This is a genomic window from Veillonella sp. (genome assembly GCF_032470285.1).
GTDB lineage: Bacteria > Bacillota > Negativicutes > Veillonellales > Veillonellaceae > Veillonella.
Map to the genome: position 1 here is coordinate 227173 of NZ_JAWEKP010000001.1, position 19579 is coordinate 246751.

Annotated in this window: 20 protein-coding genes and 5 tRNA genes; 24 read left to right on the forward strand and 1 reads right to left on the reverse strand. The window is 37.2% G+C overall.

Annotated elements, in window-relative coordinates; translation table 11 throughout:
- Position 1 precedes the first annotated feature (1 nt).
- The 17 genes from yhbY to E7B10_RS01125 all read left to right on the forward strand — a co-directional run bounded on the left by yhbY (position 2) and on the right by E7B10_RS01125 (position 10996).
- Positions 2-286 carry a ribosome assembly RNA-binding protein YhbY gene (gene yhbY / locus E7B10_RS01045; RefSeq protein WP_004693176.1) on the forward strand — a complete coding sequence of 95 codons (285 nt, stop codon included), beginning with the start codon at positions 2-4 and terminating at the stop codon, positions 284-286.
- Between the two features lie 72 nt (positions 287-358).
- Positions 359-1480: a glutamate 5-kinase gene (gene proB, locus E7B10_RS01050; RefSeq protein ID WP_004693178.1), complete on the forward strand. Its 1122-nt coding sequence runs from the start codon at positions 359-361 to the stop codon at positions 1478-1480.
- Between the two features lie 9 nt (positions 1481-1489).
- Entirely contained in the window at positions 1490-2749 is a 1260-nt protein-coding gene (locus tag E7B10_RS01055; RefSeq protein ID WP_278471475.1) for a glutamate-5-semialdehyde dehydrogenase, read from the forward strand.
- 139 nt (positions 2750-2888) lie between these two features.
- On the forward strand, positions 2889-3503 hold the full coding sequence (nadD, locus tag E7B10_RS01060) for a nicotinate-nucleotide adenylyltransferase (protein ID WP_278604413.1): 615 nt from the start codon (positions 2889-2891) through the stop codon (positions 3501-3503).
- A 3-nt stretch (positions 3504-3506) separates the two neighbouring features.
- Positions 3507-4076, forward strand: coding sequence for a bis(5'-nucleosyl)-tetraphosphatase (symmetrical) YqeK (gene yqeK / locus E7B10_RS01065; RefSeq protein WP_004693186.1), 570 nt, complete (start codon positions 3507-3509; stop codon positions 4074-4076).
- A 12-nt stretch (positions 4077-4088) separates the two neighbouring features.
- Positions 4089-5210 carry an LCP family protein gene (locus E7B10_RS01070; RefSeq protein WP_316055445.1) on the forward strand — a complete coding sequence of 374 codons (1122 nt, stop codon included), beginning with the start codon at positions 4089-4091 and terminating at the stop codon, positions 5208-5210.
- Positions 5211-5226: 16 nt separating this feature from the next.
- Positions 5227-5589: a ribosome silencing factor gene (gene rsfS / locus E7B10_RS01075; protein WP_021148083.1), complete on the forward strand. Its 363-nt coding sequence runs from the start codon at positions 5227-5229 to the stop codon at positions 5587-5589.
- 1 nt (position 5590) lies between these two features.
- A complete protein-coding gene (locus E7B10_RS01080; protein ID WP_024061794.1) occupies positions 5591-6499 on the forward strand; it encodes a S1 RNA-binding domain-containing protein in 909 nt (302 codons plus the stop codon).
- Positions 6500-6504: 5 nt separating this feature from the next.
- Positions 6505-7845, forward strand: a complete 1341-nt coding sequence (gene trkA, locus E7B10_RS01085; RefSeq protein WP_008713810.1) for a Trk system potassium transporter TrkA — start codon at positions 6505-6507, stop codon at positions 7843-7845.
- Positions 7846-7857: 12 nt separating this feature from the next.
- Positions 7858-9345: a TrkH family potassium uptake protein gene (locus E7B10_RS01090; protein ID WP_060918836.1), complete on the forward strand. Its 1488-nt coding sequence runs from the start codon at positions 7858-7860 to the stop codon at positions 9343-9345.
- A gap of 15 nt (positions 9346-9360) precedes the next feature.
- Positions 9361-9957 (forward strand): MBL fold metallo-hydrolase, encoded by a 597-nt coding sequence (locus tag E7B10_RS01095; protein WP_060918837.1) that lies wholly within the window; start codon positions 9361-9363, stop codon positions 9955-9957.
- Positions 9958-10007: 50 nt separating this feature from the next.
- A tRNA-Asp gene (locus tag E7B10_RS01100) sits at positions 10008-10083 on the forward strand.
- Between the two features lie 5 nt (positions 10084-10088).
- Positions 10089-10164 (forward strand) — tRNA-Phe (locus E7B10_RS01105).
- Between the two features lie 7 nt (positions 10165-10171).
- Positions 10172-10246, forward strand: a tRNA-Gly gene (locus E7B10_RS01110).
- Between the two features lie 9 nt (positions 10247-10255).
- Positions 10256-10330, forward strand: a tRNA-Cys gene (locus tag E7B10_RS01115).
- 14 nt (positions 10331-10344) lie between these two features.
- A tRNA-Leu gene (locus E7B10_RS01120) sits at positions 10345-10433 on the forward strand.
- Positions 10434-10540: 107 nt separating this feature from the next.
- On the forward strand, positions 10541-10996 hold the full coding sequence (locus E7B10_RS01125; protein WP_004693200.1) for a DUF523 domain-containing protein: 456 nt from the start codon (positions 10541-10543) through the stop codon (positions 10994-10996).
- A 94-nt stretch (positions 10997-11090) separates the two neighbouring features.
- Here the strand turns inward: E7B10_RS01125 and E7B10_RS01130 are convergent, their stop codons facing one another.
- A complete protein-coding gene (locus E7B10_RS01130; RefSeq protein ID WP_316055446.1) occupies positions 11091-12923 on the reverse strand; it encodes a phosphoethanolamine transferase in 1833 nt (610 codons plus the stop codon).
- 169 nt (positions 12924-13092) lie between these two features.
- On the opposite strand from E7B10_RS01130, the gene E7B10_RS01135 reads away from it, so the two are divergent.
- The 7 genes from E7B10_RS01135 to E7B10_RS01165 are packed head-to-tail and all read left to right on the forward strand — an operon-like array spanning position 13093 to position 19508.
- Entirely contained in the window at positions 13093-13818 is a 726-nt protein-coding gene (locus E7B10_RS01135) for a ScpA family protein (RefSeq protein ID WP_077708377.1), read from the forward strand.
- Between the two features lie 12 nt (positions 13819-13830).
- Complete coding sequence (gene scpB / locus E7B10_RS01140; protein ID WP_004693207.1) at positions 13831-14340, forward strand: SMC-Scp complex subunit ScpB; 510 nt, start codon at positions 13831-13833, stop codon at positions 14338-14340.
- 1 nt (position 14341) lies between these two features.
- Positions 14342-15070, forward strand: coding sequence for a pseudouridine synthase (locus E7B10_RS01145; RefSeq protein WP_004693208.1), 729 nt, complete (start codon positions 14342-14344; stop codon positions 15068-15070).
- A complete protein-coding gene (locus E7B10_RS01150; protein WP_024061799.1) occupies positions 15067-16314 on the forward strand; it encodes an NAD(P)/FAD-dependent oxidoreductase in 1248 nt (415 codons plus the stop codon). The genes E7B10_RS01145 and E7B10_RS01150 overlap by 4 nt, the downstream gene beginning before the upstream one ends.
- Positions 16315-16322: 8 nt before the next feature.
- Positions 16323-17006, forward strand: coding sequence for a (d)CMP kinase (gene cmk, locus E7B10_RS01155; RefSeq protein ID WP_004693214.1), 684 nt, complete (start codon positions 16323-16325; stop codon positions 17004-17006).
- The gene (locus tag E7B10_RS01160; protein WP_008600814.1) at positions 16999-17619 is read left to right on the forward strand and encodes a 1-acyl-sn-glycerol-3-phosphate acyltransferase; all 621 of its coding nucleotides are present in this window, start codon (positions 16999-17001) and stop codon (positions 17617-17619) included. The genes cmk and E7B10_RS01160 overlap by 8 nt, the downstream gene beginning before the upstream one ends.
- Positions 17610-19508, forward strand: a complete 1899-nt coding sequence (locus tag E7B10_RS01165) for a bifunctional 4-hydroxy-3-methylbut-2-enyl diphosphate reductase/30S ribosomal protein S1 (protein WP_008600816.1) — start codon at positions 17610-17612, stop codon at positions 19506-19508. Before E7B10_RS01160 ends, E7B10_RS01165 begins: the two co-directional genes overlap by 10 nt.
- Positions 19509-19579 lie beyond the last annotated feature (71 nt).

Below are 19579 nucleotides of genomic sequence, written 5' to 3' on the forward strand. Positions count from 1 at the left end.
AATGACAGGAAAACAAAAACGGTATTTACGTTCATTGGCGGCTACAATACCACCAGTTGTCCAAATTGGTAAAAATGGTTTAGAGGATAGTGTTATAGATAGTGCTCGTGCAGCGATTACAGCACGTGAACTTATTAAGGTTAAATTACATAATAATAGTCCTGAAGATAAGACAATTTTTCAAGACTTAGCAGATATGCTTGGCGCTGAATTAGTTCAAGTGATTGGCTTTAATGGTGTTTTATATAAAGCTAAAAAAGAACCTAAAATCATTTTGCCAAAATAATTTTATAATTTAGTAAATCATAAAAATCTGTATACATCGTAGTTAAGAATTTCAACCTTAGGAGGTTAGTCTATGCGCAGCGCTATCGTTAATGCAAAACGAATTGTAGTCAAAGTTGGTAGCAGTACGCTTTGTTACACTAACGGACATTTAAATTTGGAGCGTATTGAAAGATTAGTGCGCCAATTATCAGATTTGGCTAACCAAGGTAAAGAGATTATTCTTGTTTCCTCTGGTGCTACTGGTGCAGGTCTTGCCCCTTTAGGCTTTAAAGAAAAGCCTAGAGATCTCGTATTAAAACAAGCAGCTGCTGCAGTAGGTCAAGGTATTCTCATTCATATGTACGAGCGCATGTTCCGAGAATATGGTCGCACCGTAGGGCAAATTCTTTTAACGAAAGAGGATAGTACTGGACGACATAGTTATCTTAACTTGCGTAATACATTACATACTTTATTGCAACTTAACGTTATTCCTATTATTAATGAAAATGACGTGGTTGCTATCGAAGAATTTAAAATCGGTGATAACGATACATTATCTGCTACTGTTGCAGGTATTGTAGATGCAGATTTACTTATCATTTTGTCAGATATTGAAGGCTTATATACAGCTAACCCAGCCACCAATCCAGATGCTACTTTGATAGAAACTGTTTCTGAAATTAACGATGAAACCTATGCTATTGCAGGTGGTGCTGGTTCTAATATGGGAACGGGGGGTATGTATACAAAAATTAAAGCTGCTCATATGGCAACAAATTCTGGTGTACCAATGGTTATCACCTCAGGTGAAGTAGAGGATTCTGTTCGTCGTGTATGTAAGGGTGAACAAATTGGGACACTCTTTGAAGCCCATGATGCAAGTTTATCTGGTAAACATCATTGGTTGGCTTTTGGTAAACGATTAAAAGGATCCATTACGATTGATGACGGGTGTGCTCGCGCTGTTTTAGATAAGGGTGCTAGCATTCTGCCCGCTGGTATTATTGAAGTAGAGGGGACTTTTGGACCTGGTGATACAATTTCCATTTATCATGATCATAAGGAAATTGGTCGTGGACTTATTAATTATAGTATTGATGATATGAAGGCGATTAAAGGTCACAATACAAATGATATAGCCGAGATTCTGGGTATTAATACGACCTATGATGAGGCTGTACATCGTAATAATCTAGTTTTATTACACTGAGGAAATCCTATGAACCAGTATGAAAAAATTTGTAAAGATATGGGCCAGAGAGCTAAAACGGCATCTTTTGAATTAGCCCAACTCGACCAAGAAACTTTAGATTCTGCATTGTTAGCAATTGCTGATGCTGTAGAAGCACAAACAGATGAAATTATGGCGGCTAATGAGTTAGACCTAGAAAAATCTGTTGACTATAATTTACCTCGAACTATGATAGATCGATTGGCTTTGACACCTAGTCGCATTGCTCAAATGGCAGAAGGGGTGCGTCAAGTGGCTGCTCTTGAAAGTCCTGTAGGTTCCATTATAGAAACAATCACTCGGCCTAATGGTTTGATTATTGAAAAGCGATCAGTACCTTTTGGTGTTATTGGTATCATCTTTGAAGCCCGTCCAAATGTAACCATAGATGCAGGTGTTCTTTGTTTAAAGACGGCAAATGCTACAATTTTACGAGGTGGTAAGGAGGCATTTCACACGAATCAAATCATCGTGTCTATCATGCGGGATACCTTAGAGTCGTTAGGTATTAATGGTGACTCTATTCAACTCGTTGAGGTGCTTGATCGAGATCTGGTTGGAGTACTTTTACAACAACGGGAATATATTGATGTAATCATTCCACGTGGGGGTGCTGGACTTATTCGTCGTGTTGTAGAAGATAGTAGCATTCCTGTTATTGAAACTGGCAGCGGTGTATGTCATACCTTTGTTGATGAATTTGCTGATTTAGAGATGGCTTTAGAAATTGCAGTCAATGCTAAAGTTCAACGTCCATCTGTATGTAACTCTATGGAAACCCTACTAGTTCATCAAGCTGTGGCTAGAGAGTTTTTACCACGCCTTAATATAGCACTACTAGAATATGGTGTTCGTATTCATGGTGATGAGGCTGTAGCTCAATATATGGAGAATACAATTCCTTTAACAGAAGAGTCTTTCAGCACAGAATACAATGATATGGATTTAAATGTGCGTATCGTTGAAAATCTTGAAGAAGCTATTGATCATGTGAATCGGTATACTACACATCACTCTGAGGCTATTATCACAGATGAACCTATGCGTGCTAATGTATTTATGAATTTAGTAGATTGCTCTACTGTGTATCATAATGCATCTACACGTTTTACAGATGGCTTTGAGTTTGGCTTTGGTGCTGAGATTGGCATTAGTACACAAAAACTCCATGCTCGAGGCCCTATGGGGTTACAAGCTTTAACATCTTATAAATATTTTGTATTTGGGGAAGGCCAAGTACGGACGTGAAGAAACTATATTATTTTATAAGGGCATACTTCAGATATCTTCAAACACCTAAGGGCCGATATGAATGGATATCCTATGGAAAGGCATTGCTCTTATTCATCATTATTTGTGTCATTGTCATTAAGGGAGTGACCGCATTATGGTAGAAAAACGTCGCATAGGTATAATTGGTGGAACATTTAATCCCATTCATTTAGGTCATCTCATGATCGCAGAGGTGGCTTGTGAAAGTTTTAATTTAGAAAAAGTTATCTTTGTACCTGCTCGTATTCCACCGCATAAGCAACATGATGTGATTGATAGTCATCATCGGTATGCTATGACGGCGGCCGCAGTTTCAGATAATCCAAATTTTGAAATTTCTGATGTAGAGATGCTCCGAGAAGGTCCTTCGTATACCGTAGATACGATTCAATATTTTAAAAAACTATATGGTCCTACTGTTGAATTTTATTTTATTGCGGGTACGGATACTATTCGTGCATTACCGACTTGGAAATTTATAGATGAACTTATAGATGAGGTTCATTTTATTGGAGCTACTAGGCCAGATGGATCAAGTGCTATTGATTCTACTTTGGATGAGTTAGGATCTAAAGCACGTGAAAAAATACATGTTATGGAAGTGCCTGAAATGAAATTGTCTGCTACGTATTTACGAGAGCGCTTACGGTCTGGAAAGACAGTTCGTTATATGTTGCCTAAATGTGTAGTAGATTATATAGAAGAAAACCATATATATGGGAAGGAATAAATGATGTTATCGTTTGATGAAATACAACATAGGGTAAGCCAATGGATGGGGAAAAAACGTTTTAAGCATACCTTGGGTGTTGTTGAATCTGCAACTCAGTTGGCTAAACTTTATAATGTTGATGTAGAAAAAGCACGATTAGCGGCATTACTACATGATTGTGCTAAAGAAATGCCTTTGAAAGAGATGCAAGATTTGGTGAAGGAGAATAATTACAAAGCTGATGAAGAATTATTAGCCAATGGTAATCTTTTACATGGATTAGCAGGTATGATTCGAGCTAAACTTGAGTTCTCTATAACCGATTCAGAGATTTTAGAAGCTATTCGTGTTCATACAACTGGTAAGGTGGGAATGTCTAAATTAGATAAAGTTATATTCTTAGCAGATTATATTGAACCCAATCGTGATTTTCCAGGTGTTGATGAACTTCGAAATGTGGCTAAAAAAGATCTAAATAAGGCTGTATTGCTTGGTTTTGACAATACTATTAACCACCTTATTGAGCAACATCTTTCAATTTATCCTTTGACCATTCTTGGTCGTAATGATGTATTAAAATCTTGTAAATAATGGAGTTTTTATATGGACGAACGTGAACGTGCAAGAGCTCGCCGACGTAGAAAAAGACGTCAACAAAAGCCATCTGTGAAGTGGCCTAGAGTTATTTTGGCTATTGTTGTAGTTTTCACTTTGCTCGGTGGGATAGGGTATGGCATATATAGTGGTGTATCTTATGCATATAGAGCAATTGTAGGAACTACTGAAGCTACTGAAGCCGTGACAGATAGTGGAAATAAACAGGACGCAAATACTGTATCAGTAGAGCAAAAAGGCTTAGATAAACCTTTATATATTTTGGTTATCGGCACTGATGACAATAATCCTAGTCAAGGTGATAGTCTATTCCTATTATCTGTAAACCTTGATCAAAAAACGATGGACGTTATCGGCATTCCAAGTAATAGTAAAATCGATAATCGTGATCAAACCGATGCGACTATGTTAAATAGTATTTATGAAAAAGGAGGCATTGAACTTAATAAAGCTGTTATTGAGGATATGTTCCATATTTCAATCCCGTACTATGTAGTAGTTAATCAAACTGCCTTCAAGAAAACTAATGATGTGTTAGGAAATCAGCAAATTTATGTAGAACAACCGATGGAACATATTGATGCAGAAGGCAATATAGATATTGATTTGCGACGTGGTTACCAAACTTTAGATAGTAATAATGCCTTAGCGTATTTACGATATTCAGATCCTAAACACGATACCTTTACTCGTGTGCAACGACAAGAAAGATTCCTAAAATTGTGGGTGGAACAAGAACATAATGCATTTTTCTTAACAAATGCATGGCATATTTGGCGTATTTGGGATCATTATGATAGTAATATTTCTACTTTAGATGCTATTAAGTTGGTATACAATGCGAGCAAAATTAATAAGGAAGAAATTCATTTCTATATTCTTCCTGGAGAAAAAGAGCTTATAGGTGAAACGACTTATTGGAAGGTAAACCCTACGGAAGCTCAACGTTTAGTAGGGATAACAATGGGTAATTTGCCAGCTAATGAAATGACACAATTTATATCTGCACCAACTAATAGTACGTCGAAGGTTGCACCTGAATCAGAACATAATGGTGGCACTATTACAAAGCCAACAGAACCTGGTGAGGAGAGCGGTAGTAAGCGATAAGATAAGAGGCTAAATAATGAAAAAGAAAGAAGATATTAAACAAATCGTATTAGAGCTTGCACAAGCTGCATTTGATAAAAAGGGGAGAGATATTGAGATTCTTGATTTAGAAGGAATTTCTATGTTAGGCGACTATTTCTTAATTGTTAGTGCAAATAATAGTAAGCAATCTCAAAGTATTGCTGATGAAATGGAAGATAAAGCAGCCGAATTAGGTATAACAGTACAGCATAGAGAAGGTTATCGTGAAGGTGAATGGATCTTATTGGATTTTGGCGATATAATTTGTCATGTCTTTGGTGGTGATGAATTGCGTGAATTCTACAGTCTAGAAGAATTGTGGAATGATGCTGGTCGAGTTCCATTTGAAGGAGTATAATATGGCTACAGAATTGTTGGAAAATACAATTGCCACATTAAAAGTGTTGCGTACTAGTGATCAAGGTGCTTTTTTAGATGGTCAAACTGGCAATACTAATGATGATATATTGCTTCATAAAGATCAACAAATTGCTCCTGTGGCTATCGGAGATGAAGTCGAGGTTTTTTTATATCGAGATCCAAAAGGTCGTTTAACTGCCTCTATGCGTCTACCAGCCATGAAGGTTGGCCAAATTGGTTATGTTGAGGTTATCAATACTACAAATTTTGGTTGTTTTGTTGAGGTAGGTACAGAACGTGGTATCTTTATGCCTCATGCGGAGATGCGTGGTAGACCTCAGGTAGGTGAAAAAGTATGGGTTCGTCTATATACTGATAAATCCGGTCGTTTGGCGGTATCCATGGATGTAGATGATGAAATGCGTCGTGCTTCTAAAGCTGCAACAGAAGCTATGGTAGGACAACTTGTAAAGGGGGCAATCTATAATTTAACTAGTGAGGGGGCTTTTTTTATTACCCCTGAGCGTTGGATTGCCTTTTTGCATCGTTCCGAAATGACGAGAAAGTTAAAAGTAGGGGAAATGATTGAAGGCCGTATTACTTTCAAACGTGATGATGGTCGCGTTAATGTCTCTATGCGTCCTACAAAGGAAAAGGCTCTTGTTTCAGATGGAGATATTATCATGGGGTACCTGTTAAATCGTGGGGGTAAGATGCCTTATAGTGATGAATCTTCTGCTATGTTGATTAAAGATAAATTTAACATTAGCAAATCTGCCTTCAAACGTGCTTTGGGGCATTTAATGAAAGAGAAAAAGATTGTTCAAGAGGAGGGGTGGACATTACTTACCGACATAGGTCGGCAGTGGACACCGCCTGCTAATAATGAGTCCCAAGATGAGGAATAAAGTCAATGAAAATAGTCATTGTAGGTGCTGGTAAGGTTGGTTATTCATTAGCACAACGACTTATTCAAGATGATCATGATGTATATGTCATCGACCGTTCTCCAGAACGCATTCATAATCTTGAAAATACGTTAGATGTTAGTCTAGTTCTAGGGAATGGCAGTGATGTTCAATTATTGAATGAAATCGATATGTCTGATGTTGGTATGTTTATTGCTGTTACTGATTCAGATGAGGTTAATATGCTATCCTGTTCGGTAGCAAAAATAAAAGGTGTTCCTACGACTATTGCACGCGTTCGCGATAATAGTGTGGCGGAACATATGGATGAGGAGATACGAGCTCAATTAGGTGTTGATCTCTTCATCAATCCTGAAATGGTTACAGCTCAAGAGTTATTACGAATTTTAGAAACACCATCAGCTATAGATGTTGAGGAGTTCGGACAGGGTGCTGTGCGCCTTATGGAATTCAAATTGAATAATGAATTTCCTCTATTAGGACAGCCATTAAAAGAGATTCGCTTTCCTGAAGGTGTTCTGTTAGTTGGTATTTTACGCTATGGTGAAATGATTATTCCTCATGGTGAAAGTCGATTACAGGCTGATGATAGTGTATTTTTCCTAGGTTTGAAAGAGTCCGTTTCTGAAGTGGAGAACCTTTGGTTCCATAATTATAATACATTCTATAAACGGGCTGTCATTATTGGGGCAGGTCTCTTAGGTCGGAACTTAACTGTATTACTAGAAAAAGCTGGTTTTTCTGTGAAGGTTATTGAAAAAGACTTTGACCGTTGTGAGAACCTGGCAAATCAAGTGGATAAAGCCATGGTTATCAATGGAGATGGCACTGATTTTGATTTGCTCGAAGCTGAGGAAATTGCTGATAGTGATGTAATTATTGCTCTAACTGATGACGATAAACTTAATTTACTAGTAGCACTCGTAGGTAAGCATATGGGCATCCCAAAAACCGTTGTTCGTGTGGGACGGCCAGAATATATTATGCTGATGGAGCAAGTAGGTATTGACGTTGTATTTTCTCCACGTTTATTAACAGCAAGTCAAATTTTGCGCTTTGTACGAAGTGGAGAAGGGGTTGTATCTATTTCCACCTTTGAAGGTGGTAAAGCTGAATCTATCGAAATTGAAATTACCAATGAATCGCCTGTGGCAGGTAAACAATTGAAAGATATACGTTTACCTGGGAAGGCCTTAGTAGGTGTAATTTTACGGGAAAATGAAGCTATCGTACCTCGTGGTAATACTCAAATTTTAGATGGTGATCATATCGTTCTCTTTACATTACCTGAATCGGTAAGCAAATTGCTTAAATATCTTACTTAGTAAGGAGGGGCTATGCGAATTCAAATCGTTATGTCCTTAGTGGGTCGACTACTCTATATATTTGGGGTTTTTACTTTAATCCCTTTTATATACAGTGTTGTATTTGAAACTGCATATTGGTCATTCCTTATAACTACAAGCCTTTCTTTAGTTTTGGGGACGCTTTTATCTTATTACGGTTGTGAAAGTCAAAGCTTTAGTATTCGTGATGGGTTCTTAGTTGTATCCTCTACTTGGATATTCACGGTTATTTTGGGGGCTTTACCTTTTTTGGGGAGTGGCATATTGACTAATGTTTTTGATGCTTTATTTGAAGCCACTTCGGGTATTACTGCAACTGGTGCAACTATTATTTATAGTGTTGATGCGTTACCAAACACATTTGTATTGTGGCGTGGTCTTATGCACTGGGTTGGAGGGATGGGGATCATCGTCCTTATCTTATCATTTTTAAAGAATTTAGGAGCAGATGCAGCACATTTCTTTAATGCAGAGGCATCTGTACCAAAGCCTGGCGTTGTAATGCCACGTATTCAATCAATGGCCAGCAAGCTTTGGCAGTTGTATATTGCCTTTACTGCTCTTTGCTTTCTTATGCTGTGGGCTGGCGGTATTGAACCTTTTGATGCGTTAAATTATGCCTTTTCTATTATTGCCACGGGTGGATTTGCACCGACATCAGCAGGGGCTTTTATTTATGAACAAAGTAATTATATTTGTTTCGTATTTATATTCTTTATGTTTCTTGCTGGTGGCAATTTCTCTGTGTATTACAATGCACTTCAAAAAGGAATTCGCGTTTTAATTAATGATTTTGAAACACGTATGTACTGGCTTGTAGTGTTTATTGGTATTGCCATTGTATCAATATCTCTAGCATTACAATCTAGCTATTCTAGTCCTTTAGAGATTGTTAGAAATGCTGCCTTTAATTTAGTTTCGCTTCAAACTGGTAGTGGTTTTGCTATTAGTGATTATGATTTGTGGCCTGCTGCAGCACAGATGATGTTATTTATTTGTACATTTTTTGGTGGCTGTAGTGGTTCTACAACGGGCGGTGTAAAAATTATACGACTTATTATTTTGATTAAGAGTTCTATAATTTATCTGCGAAAATCAATTCATCCTGATATGGTTCAAGTAGTACGTATTAATGGCAAACCGATGCCTACTAAATGGATCCAGATGACACATCAATTTTTATTTTTATATTTAATGATTTATGTGGTATCTGTTTTTCTAATGACTTGTACTGGTCTTAATACATATGATTCTATGCAAGTGGTTACGGCCTTTCTTAGCAATGTAGGACTAGGGTTTGGTGGCTTTGGTCCTACTGACTCCTTTAGTGTTATGCCGGATACTGCTAAATGTATTGCTATTGTAGACATGTTACTAGGTCGTTTGGAGTTATTTACGATTTTAGTTATGCTTCACCCTCAGTTTTGGGAAGGGTATTTTATTAAAAAAGAGGTTCCTAAACGATATCGTATTCTATAGAAGGGCGGGAACTATATGGAAGTTATAAAACGTCCTCTAGGGCTTTATAAAGCAAATTGTTATGTGCTTATCAAAGAGGGAAAATCTATAATCATTGATCCGGGCTTTCATTGTAACCACATTATTGATATGGTTGCAGATTCTGAGCCCATAGCAGTTTTATTGACACATGGTCATTGTGATCATGTGTCAGCCTTGGATGAAGTGTGTATACATTATAATATTCCCGCTTATTTACATCCTTTAGATCAAGAGTTGTTACAGTTAATTCGACGGAGACCAAGTGTATATAAGAAAAAAATGTATACACACTGTAATGATTTAGTAGAGGGGCAATTAAATTTAGATCCTTTTGATATATTAGTTCATCATACACCTGGGCATAGTGCGGGATCGGTTTGTTTAGAAATTGAAGGTTATCTATTTACTGGTGATACCTTATTTAAGCAAAATGTGGGAAATACAGATAATTATAAAAGTGATCCAGCTGATTTGATTAAGAGTTTGAAATATCTTTTAACCTTGTCCAAGGATTTGATTGTTGAGCCAGGACATAGGGAATCTACCATATTAAAAAATGAGGAAGAATTTATTAAAAATATTGTAGTATAGTGTTGACAAAAGTCCTGATAACCGATATACTAAGCAAGTACTTTGGTTACGGCCCCGTGGTGTAGCGGTTAACATGTCGCCCTGTCACGGCGAAGATCGTCAGTTCAAATCTGATCGGGGTCGCCATTTATGCCTCGGTAGCTCAGTTGGTAGAGCAACGGACTGAAAATCCGTGTGTCGACAGTTCGATTCTGTCCTGAGGCACCATTTATATGCGGGAATAGCTCAGCGGTAGAGCACCGCCTTGCCAAGGCGGGGGTCGCGAGTTCGAATCTCGTTTCCCGCTCCAATTTTATATGGCGGCATAGCCAAGCGGTAAGGCAGAGGTCTGCAAAACCTTTATTCCCCAGTTCGATTCTGGGTGCCGCCTCCACAATCGTTACCCATGCCGGGGTGGCGGAACAGGCAGACGCAACGGACTTAAAATCCGTCGGTTGGAAACAACCGTACCGGTTCGATTCCGGTCCTCGGCACCAATTAAGACTAACTTTGGGTTAGTCTTTTTTTCTTATATACAATTAAAACGATTTGTGAAAATTATTACTATAAGTTACGTATAAATATATAAGAGATAGATAAATCTATGAATAAGAAACCTAAGTTATTAATTAGTGAATGCCTATTTGGTGTACCTTGTCGATATGATGGCAAAGATAATTATATAGAAACGATAGAGGCTCTAAAGGAATATTATGAATTAGTACCTGTATGTCCGGAAGTGTTAGGGGGACTTAGTACGCCTCGTGATCCTGCGGAGCGGCAGGGTGAACGTATATGTACTGTTAATGGAGCTGATGTTACCGATGAGTTTGTAAGAGGTGCTCAATTAACAGTTGATATTGCACTAAAATATGGTTGCAAGCAAGCTTTGATGAAGGCGAAAAGTCCTAGCTGTGGATATAAGCGCATTTATGATGGAACTTTTACTAGAACAATGAAAAATGGCCATGGATGTACTGTAGAGGCTCTACTTGAAAAGAATATAACAATTTATACTGAAAATGATATAGAGCTTTTACTTGCAGAAAAAAAGAGATGAGTTTAACTCATCTCTTTTTGATTATATCAAGTTATTTTACTGGTAAAATAACTCAATATAATAGAAAAATAATGGCTACAATATTAATTAAAGACTACTTGTTTGCATTAACAGGATCATTTGCTAATGGTTGTTCACCAAGTAATGTAGTTAAGTTATGTAGATTAAATCGATATTGAGCATTACTAAAATCTCGTGTTGCATCATATCGTTGACTTGGAGCATGCATGAGACCAACTAATGTATCGTATAGCAAATCATTAGTAAAGAATTGATGCTCGTGTTTTGCAAGTACCTCAGCAGTCTGTGGATAGGTTGAGCGATATTGTGGAGATAGGTATACCCAGAATGGAATATGTGTCATAACAAAATCAAATGTATCAGGGTTATGCGATTTGTCTAAACTTTCACCGTGATCGGAGAAATACACCATGGCTTGTAAGTTTAATTTGTCTTTGCCATAATTGTAAATTTGTTGTAATAACCAGTCTGTGTATAATTGGCTGTTAGCATATGCTTCTTGACCATCAGGATACGGACCTTGTTTCCACTTGCTAAATTCATGAGGGTAACGGTCATTGTAATAAATATGACTACCCATAATATGTATAACGATAAAGTTGTTTTTGGTAGGATCTACAGTTTCTAATAATGGCAATAGAGCTTCATCATATCGATCTGAGAATGCATAAGATTCATGGGCCCATTTTGTTGTGTCTGCAGTCTTAGCCATTAATGAAATAGCTGTATCATATTCACCGAATACACCTTGATTGCTAAACCAAGAAGTCGTGTATCCCGCTTTTTTAGCAATATCTAAGATATTGGCTGAATCAAGAAATGGTTTATCATCATATTGATTTCGTTCAGATAGTGCACGCTCCAAGGTTGGTACTGTTTGTACGTAGGATGAATAGGCATTATCAAAGAAGACAAAGTCTTTATTGTCCGAACGCATATTGCCTTGCCATGGAGTATCGTCATATGGGAAGTTTGGATTATATACTTTCATATAATCTCGAGAACTAGATTCTCCAATGACTAGAATAATAGTACCAGGTGTTTTGTTCACCGCTGTTTCCTTTGTGTCTAAATTAAAGGAATCAAATACTAAGTGGTGATTATCATTATATTGTTGCATTTGTTTTACATAATCGCCTGCAGCAATCCAGTTCGCCACAATACAGGTTTGTGGGAACAAGAAGAATGGTACATATACTAAAAAAGCTACAAGGGATGCGATAAGCATAGCTGAGCGCATAGGGCGTGTAGTATTTAAGTTTACTACTGCTTTCATCCCTAAGGTAGACCAGTACAATAAATAAGTCCATAAGATAAGACCAATACTTATTGCTATAAGACCAGGTATTCCAGCTGCATTCTTTAAAAAACCAAATGCTTCTTCTGGATTGGTCATATATACGGCTAGCAGACTGGCTGGCGTTAAGCAATGCCAAGTAGTCATGTAATAGCCAATTTGTAAGAATGGTATTAAGCTCAAGATCATGGAAATGATAGCCATGATTAAGGATGTTGTTTTATGGAAGCGATTTGTTTGGTTCAGTAAAAACTGAATGCCTGATAATCCCATGAAAATTAATAAGCCAAATAAAAAATCATTAGCAAATTCATAGAAGTATAATGGCTTCACATAGGACCAATGGAATAAAAGAGGAAAGGTAAGTGCCCATAAGATTCCGACTAGGCCATACCCTAAAAAAGGCCTGTGGAAAACGGTACACCCCATAAAATATTGAAATAAAAAGGTACCTACAATTGTTGGTACAGCTAAAATCGTAATATCCTCTACATCAAGCCCTAAGGTTATGGGCTCATAAATTAAAAATAAGATGATATATAAAACAATACCTATAATACCAAAGCGAAAAATTGGATTTCGCCCAATTTGCCTCACACTCGATGACATAATAAATCCTCTCTAAAAGGAATACACAATAACGTATCTTTTTTTAATATAAAATAATTACAATAATAAAGATAGCAGATGAGTGTAAAAAAAACAATTATTTGAAAGTACTACTATAAATGCTTTATAATTATATAGTTAAAAACATTTTTTCTGAGGATTGGGTTTTATGGGAGATTATAACTACAAGTTGGACGTTTTTGAAGGTCCCCTTGATCTGCTCTTGCATCTCATTGAAAAACATAAAATAGAAATTACCGATATTCCTATCGTTGAAATAACGAGTCAATACTTGGCATATCTAGACAATTGGAACCATTTTGATATTCATTATAGTAGTGAATTTCTTGTTATGGCATCTACCTTATTACAGATTAAATCACGCATGTTATTACCTAAGGCTGAACCTGAGCCTGATGAAGCAGAGGATCCACGTGACGAGTTGGTAGCAAAATTAGTAGAATTTAAGAAAATTAAGGATATTACATCTCTATTAATGGAGCGTACCGCTGTATCTGCGAATATATTTAGTCGTCCTGAAGAAACGAGTGTGCTTGGATTAGATAGTGTATATAATTTGGAACTTTCACAGTTATATCAAATTTTTTATCAAACTATAAAACGGGCTAAAGAGTTACCAGAAGAAGAGACAATTCGTGAGGTAAAGGTTGAAAAGGATACGTATAGTTTAGAGGACATGATTATATCCTTGTCTAGTCGTATACATCGTGGCGAATGTCTATATTTTAGGGAGTTATTAGTAGCAATTGATACGAAAAGTGGTATGGTAACTATCTTTATGGCTGTTTTAGAATTATTAAAACAACAAGTTATTGAAATGCGCTATGAAGATGATGATATTATATTCACTGCTACCTTAGAGAGGGCCGTGTAGAAAGGGGGCCATATGAGCTTACCAACGATGCATTTAGAAGCCGTTTTGTTTTCATCGGCAAAGCCTATATCGATAGATATGTTAGCAGAAGTGTTTGGGCTTTCCACAGAGGCGACACAAAAATATATAGAAGAATTACAACGAGAACTAGAAGAACAGAATCGAGGTATTCGAATACGTATATCTGGAGCTGGTGTTGAATTAGTAAGCGCTGTTGAATGTGCTGATTATGTTGGGCATATTCGTAAAAGAGAAGATAAATTATCTAATGCGGCTATGGAAACATTAGCTGTTATCGCCTATAAGCAGCCTATTACAAAGGCTGAAATCGAAGAGGTGCGCGGTGTAAATAGCGATAAAATTATAAAACAATTATTAACTCGATCTCTTATAGCTGAATTAGGTCATAAGGATACTGTAGGTAGACCGATTCTATATGGCACGACTGATGAATTTTTGAGAAGTGCTGGTGTAGAATCGATAGAAGCCTTACATCAAGAAGTTTCGGAAACAGAAGGATAGCATGGAACGATTACAAAAATATATTGCCAGTTGTGGTATTGCATCACGGCGTAAGGCAGAAGAACTAATTACAGAAGGTAAAGTACAGGTCAATGGTCGCAAGGTAACCGAATTAGGGGTCAAAATTAATCCACAAAAAGATAAGGTTAAGGTTAATGGCCAATTATTGGCTCAAGAGAAACCAGTATATTATTTGTTAAATAAACCAAAGGGTGTCATTACATCTGTGTCTGACCCTCAAGGTCGAGAAACGGTTTTAGATTATATAAAAAATGAAACGAAAAGAATTTACCCTATTGGTCGTCTCGATTTATATACAGAAGGTTTGTTACTGCTTACGAATGATGGAGAGTTGGCACAAAATCTAACACATCCATCTAAAGGCATTGAAAAGACTTATGAAGTTCGTATCAAAGGTCGTGTTCGCGATGATGATTTACAAATTATTGCAAATGGTGTAGAGCTTGAAGATGGTATAACTGCACCTGCAACAATTGTAGATTTAGGTTTTGATGATCATAATGGTGTACATGAAGTAGAAATTACAATTCATGAAGGTCGTAATCGTCAAGTTCGTCGTATGTTTGAACACTTTGGCTATCGTATTCATAATTTAAAACGTATTGCGTATGCTGGTCTTACTTTAGGTGGTGTGAAACGAGGCGCTTCTCGTCAACTAACAATTCGTGAAGTAAAAGCGCTAAAAGCATTGGGGACAGATAAGGCATGAAGCAAATCATAGTCATTGGCGGTGGTGCGGCAGGTCTAATGGCAGCTGTTATAGCAGGCCGTGAAGGAGCACGCGTCATCTTATTGGAAAAAATGAATATGGTTGGCAAGAAAATGGGCATTACCGGTAAAGGTCGCTGTAATATTACGAATAGTGCAGATATGACCGAATTTATAAAAAATACGCCTGGTAATGGTAAGTTCTTGTACGGTGCTTATGAACGCTTTAGTAATGAAGATCTTCTGGACCTTTTGCATAGCTGGGGGTTAAAAACTAAAGTAGAACGTGGGGGACGAGTGTTTCCTGAATCCGATTCTGCATTAGAAGTTCGCAATATCTTTATGAAAATCCTAAAAAAGTATAATGTTCAAGTTCATTTAAATGAACCTGTTACATCGATTACTGTACAGGAAAATCGTGTAGTTGGTGTTACAACGGATAAGGAACAATATGCTTGTGATGCTGCTATTATTTGTACTGGTGGTGCATCTTATCCATTGACAGGCTCTACTGGTGATGGTTACGTTTTAGCCGAAAAAGTGGGACATACTATTACTGATATTCGTCCATCCTTGGTTCCTATCGTTACAAACGAAACGTGGGTAAAGGAAATTATGGGGCTTAGTCTTCGTAATGTTGAGGTTTCCGTAATTTCTAAAAGTAAGGTACAAGCAAAACAATTTGGGGAAATGATGTTTACTCATTTTGGTCTTACGGGGCCTACAATTTTATCATTAAGTCACACGGTAGGTAAGTTGCTTCGTAAGAAAAATCCTCAAGTTACCATTGAAATTAATCTTAAACCTGCTTTAACTGCAGAAGTATTGGATAAGCGCTTGCAAAAGGATTTTGATTTATACTCTAAAAAACAATTGTCTAATGGGATGAAGGATTTACTACCTGTTAATCTTATTCCCATTGTTATAAAGCTTGCTGAGTTAAATCCGGCTAAACCAATTAATCAAATTACAAAGGAAGAGCGTTTGCGCTTATGCCATGTATTGCAACATATGACAGTAACTGTTAAGGAATTACGACCTGTAGCGGAAGCTATTGTTACAGCAGGTGGTATTTCATTAAAAGAATTTAATCCTAAAACTATGGAGTCTAAATTGATTGGTGGTTTATATGGTGCTGGTGAAGTACTAGACATAGATGCTTTTACAGGAGGCTATAATTTACAAGCTGCCTTTTCCACAGGCTATGTGGCGGCTATGCATGCCGTACACGGTGATAAAGAATAGAGGTTATTATGAACACTAAAAAAATTGCCATTGCTATTGATGGTCCTGCTGGGGCTGGTAAAAGTAGCATTTCTAAAGTAGTGGCCAATGAATTAGGGTATTTATATATCGATACAGGTTCCATGTATCGCGGTGTTACATGGGCAGTTCTTGATAGTCAAATCGATGTTAAGGATCAAGCTGCTGTAGAAGCTTTATTACCTTCTTTAAATTTGACTTTAGAGCCTACTGCAACAGCATGCAAGGTCTATATTAAAGGGAAAGATGTTACATCATTAATTCGCCAGCAGCAAATTAATGATAATGTATCGACTATAGCTTCTTATAAAGGGGTTCGACAATATTTGGTAGAACGCCAACAAGAGATGGCCGCCGTTGGGGGAGTTATATTAGATGGACGTGATATCGGTTCTGTCGTATTACCTAATGCAGAGCTAAAAATTTATTTAACCGCTTCTGTAGATGCGCGTGCAAAACGTAGATGGTTAGAAGTACAAGGTACATCAAACGAGCAAACACTAGATGAAATTAAAAAGAATGTTGTTAGTCGTGATGAAATGGATAAAAATCGTGAAGAGTCTCCACTTGTATGCGTTGAAGATGCAGTAGTTGTAGACTCTAGTAATATGAATTTCGATGAAACTGTGGCATATATATTGAATTTAGTACAGGAGACAATCAATCATGAATAAATTTTCTACCTGGTTATGGCGTACCGCTTTTTGGCTTCGCTATAAGGTAGGGTATGGGTTGAAAGTATATGGTCGCGATAATTTTCCAATGGAAGGGCCTGTTATCGTGGTGCCTAATCATTTAAGTAATAACGATCCCCCTATCTGCGGCTATGCTTTGCCTAGACATGTACACTTTATGGCTAAACAAGAATTATTTGTGAATCCCATTTCACGTTTTTTTTGTACATGGCTTGGTGCATTTCCGTTAAATCGCGGTGCTATTGATAAAGTTGCTATTCGTCATGCCATGGGACTACTTAAAGACAATAAGGTTTTAGGCATATTTGCAGAAGGAAACCGTCAAAAAAGTGGTAAACTTGGTAGATTCCATGATGGTGCAGCATCAATTGCTCTTAGAACAGGTGTTAGCATAGTGCCTGTTGCTATCATTGGCTCTCACAATATGGAACGTAATAAAGTGGCTTGTATTATTGGTAAACCAATCCCAGTTGAAAAAGCTAAAGCGACTCCAGAAGCAATTCAAAAAGTAAATGATAGTGTTAAAAGTGAAATCCAACGAATGATAGATTCTTATCATAACAATTGTATAGAGGAGACTTTATGGAAATAATTTTGGCTGAAAACCATGGTTTTTGCTATGGTGTAAAACGGGCTGTCGAAATGGCAAATGAAGCTGCAAATAGCGATGGTAAAAGCTATACATTAGGACCTATTATTCACAATCCTCAAGTTGTAGGTCGTCTTGAAGATAAAGGGGTAAGCCCTGTTCAAGAAGTGTCTGATATCGCTGAAGGCACAATGATTATTCGCTCTCATGGTGTAGGACCTGCTATTTATGAAGAGGCAGAAGAAAAAGGATTACATGTTGTGGATGCCACATGTCCACATGTAAAAAAGGCACAGCAAGATGCAAAGTCTGTTATAGATGAAGGTATGACTTTGGTGATTTTGGGAGAAAAAAACCATCCTGAGGTCAAAAGCATTAATTTATGGGCAAATAACGAAGGAATAATCATCGAAGATGAAGAATCCGCTCAAAAACTACAAGTTGTGGAAAAAATGGGCGTTGTTGTACAAACAACCTTTTCACAATTCAAATTTAACAGTATAATAGACATATTAGAGAAAAAATCTAAGAATCTTAAGGTTTTCAAAACGATATGCAATGCAACGCAAGAACGACAGAATTCTGCCGTTGATTTAGCACGTAATGTAGATCTTATGATAGTGATAGGCGGTAAAAACAGCGGCAACACAAACCGATTGGCAGAGGTTTGTCGTGACGTTGGATGTACAACGTATCACATTGAAACTTCTACTGAATTACAACTGGAATGGTTTAACCGAGTACAGACGGTAGGAGTAACAGCAGGAGCATCGACTCCCGACTGGATTATTAAGGAGGTCATTGAGACAATGAAAGATTTTGCAGAATTATTAGCAGCCGAAGGTCAAGAAGAATTTAAGAAAGGGAACGTTGTAGAAGGTACAGTAGTTCAAGTCGAAGATGAACGAGCTTATGTATCTTTTGGCTACAAAACTGAAGCCATTTTGAACAGAACTGAAATTTCTTATCCAGCACCAGAATCTGCCAAAGATGTGTTAAAAAATGGTGATGAAATTAAAGCAGTTATCATGAATCACATCAAAGAAGATAATCCTATTTATCTTTCCATGACTCGCTTGGCTAAAGATGAAGATTGGCAATATGTTATCGAAGCACAAGAAAAAGATGAAGCTATCGTATGTAAAGGTATTGATGCTATCCCAGCAGGTTTAGTAGTAACAGTTAAATCTCTTCGTGGTTTCATTCCATTGTCCCAAGGTGATGTTCATTTCGTGAAATCCTTGGACAACTTGGTTGGTACAGAATTTGAAGCTAAAGTACTTGAAATCGATGAAAAGAAAAACCGTTTGGTTCTTTCTCGTCGTGCAGTATTGGAAGTGGAACGTCAAGCTAAATTAGCTGAAGCATTGAAAAATATCAACGTTGGCGAAAACTATAAAGGTATCGTTCGTAAAATTATGCCTTATGGTGCATTCGTAGATATCGGCGGTATTGAAGGTTTACTTCACATTTCCGATATTTCTTGGCAAAAAATCAAAAAAGTGGAAGATGTTCTTTCCGTTGGCCAAGAAATCGAAGTTAAATTACAATCTTTCGACGCTGAAAGCAATAAATTATCCTTGTCCTTAAAAGCTTTATCTAAGAGCCCATGGGACGTTGCTGAAGAAACATTGCATGTTGGCGATGTTATTAAAGGCAAAGTTGTTCGTTTAGTAGCTTACGGTGCATTCGTAGCTGTTAATGACGACATCCAAGGTTTACTTCACATTTCTCAAATTACAAAACAACGTAATGCGAAAGTTGAAGATTACTTGAATCGTGGTCAAGAAGTTGAAGTTAAAATCATTTCTCTTAACAAAGATGAAAAGAAATTGGGTTTGGCTTTGACTGAATTGATGGAATCAAAAGAAACTGCAGAAGACGCTGAATAATTCATTGTCTAATATAAGGCTAGCCAAGGTTTCCTTGGTTAGCCTTTTTGCGTACTTTACTTAGTATATGA

Coding starts and splice junctions, on each gene's coding strand:
- E7B10_RS01130 (WP_316055446.1), bottom strand. CDS start 12,923: ATGTCATCGAGTGTGAGGCAAATTGGGCGAAATCCAATTTTTCGCTTT.
- E7B10_RS01145 (WP_004693208.1), top strand. CDS start 14,342: ATGGAACGATTACAAAAATATATTGCCAGTTGTGGTATTGCATCACGG.
- E7B10_RS01165 (WP_008600816.1), top strand. CDS start 17,610: ATGGAAATAATTTTGGCTGAAAACCATGGTTTTTGCTATGGTGTAAAA.
- rsfS (WP_021148083.1), top strand. CDS start 5,227: ATGAAAAAGAAAGAAGATATTAAACAAATCGTATTAGAGCTTGCACAA.
- E7B10_RS01090 (WP_060918836.1), top strand. CDS start 7,858: ATGCGAATTCAAATCGTTATGTCCTTAGTGGGTCGACTACTCTATATA.
- E7B10_RS01135 (WP_077708377.1), top strand. CDS start 13,093: ATGGGAGATTATAACTACAAGTTGGACGTTTTTGAAGGTCCCCTTGAT.
- E7B10_RS01055 (WP_278471475.1), top strand. CDS start 1,490: ATGAACCAGTATGAAAAAATTTGTAAAGATATGGGCCAGAGAGCTAAA.
- yqeK (WP_004693186.1), top strand. CDS start 3,507: ATGTTATCGTTTGATGAAATACAACATAGGGTAAGCCAATGGATGGGG.
- E7B10_RS01080 (WP_024061794.1), top strand. CDS start 5,591: ATGGCTACAGAATTGTTGGAAAATACAATTGCCACATTAAAAGTGTTG.
- nadD (WP_278604413.1), top strand. CDS start 2,889: ATGGTAGAAAAACGTCGCATAGGTATAATTGGTGGAACATTTAATCCC.
- trkA (WP_008713810.1), top strand. CDS start 6,505: ATGAAAATAGTCATTGTAGGTGCTGGTAAGGTTGGTTATTCATTAGCA.
- yhbY (WP_004693176.1), top strand. CDS start 2: ATGACAGGAAAACAAAAACGGTATTTACGTTCATTGGCGGCTACAATA.
- E7B10_RS01095 (WP_060918837.1), top strand. CDS start 9,361: ATGGAAGTTATAAAACGTCCTCTAGGGCTTTATAAAGCAAATTGTTAT.
- E7B10_RS01150 (WP_024061799.1), top strand. CDS start 15,067: ATGAAGCAAATCATAGTCATTGGCGGTGGTGCGGCAGGTCTAATGGCA.
- scpB (WP_004693207.1), top strand. CDS start 13,831: ATGAGCTTACCAACGATGCATTTAGAAGCCGTTTTGTTTTCATCGGCA.
- E7B10_RS01125 (WP_004693200.1), top strand. CDS start 10,541: ATGAATAAGAAACCTAAGTTATTAATTAGTGAATGCCTATTTGGTGTA.
- cmk (WP_004693214.1), top strand. CDS start 16,323: ATGAACACTAAAAAAATTGCCATTGCTATTGATGGTCCTGCTGGGGCT.
- E7B10_RS01160 (WP_008600814.1), top strand. CDS start 16,999: ATGAATAAATTTTCTACCTGGTTATGGCGTACCGCTTTTTGGCTTCGC.
- proB (WP_004693178.1), top strand. CDS start 359: ATGCGCAGCGCTATCGTTAATGCAAAACGAATTGTAGTCAAAGTTGGT.
- E7B10_RS01070 (WP_316055445.1), top strand. CDS start 4,089: ATGGACGAACGTGAACGTGCAAGAGCTCGCCGACGTAGAAAAAGACGT.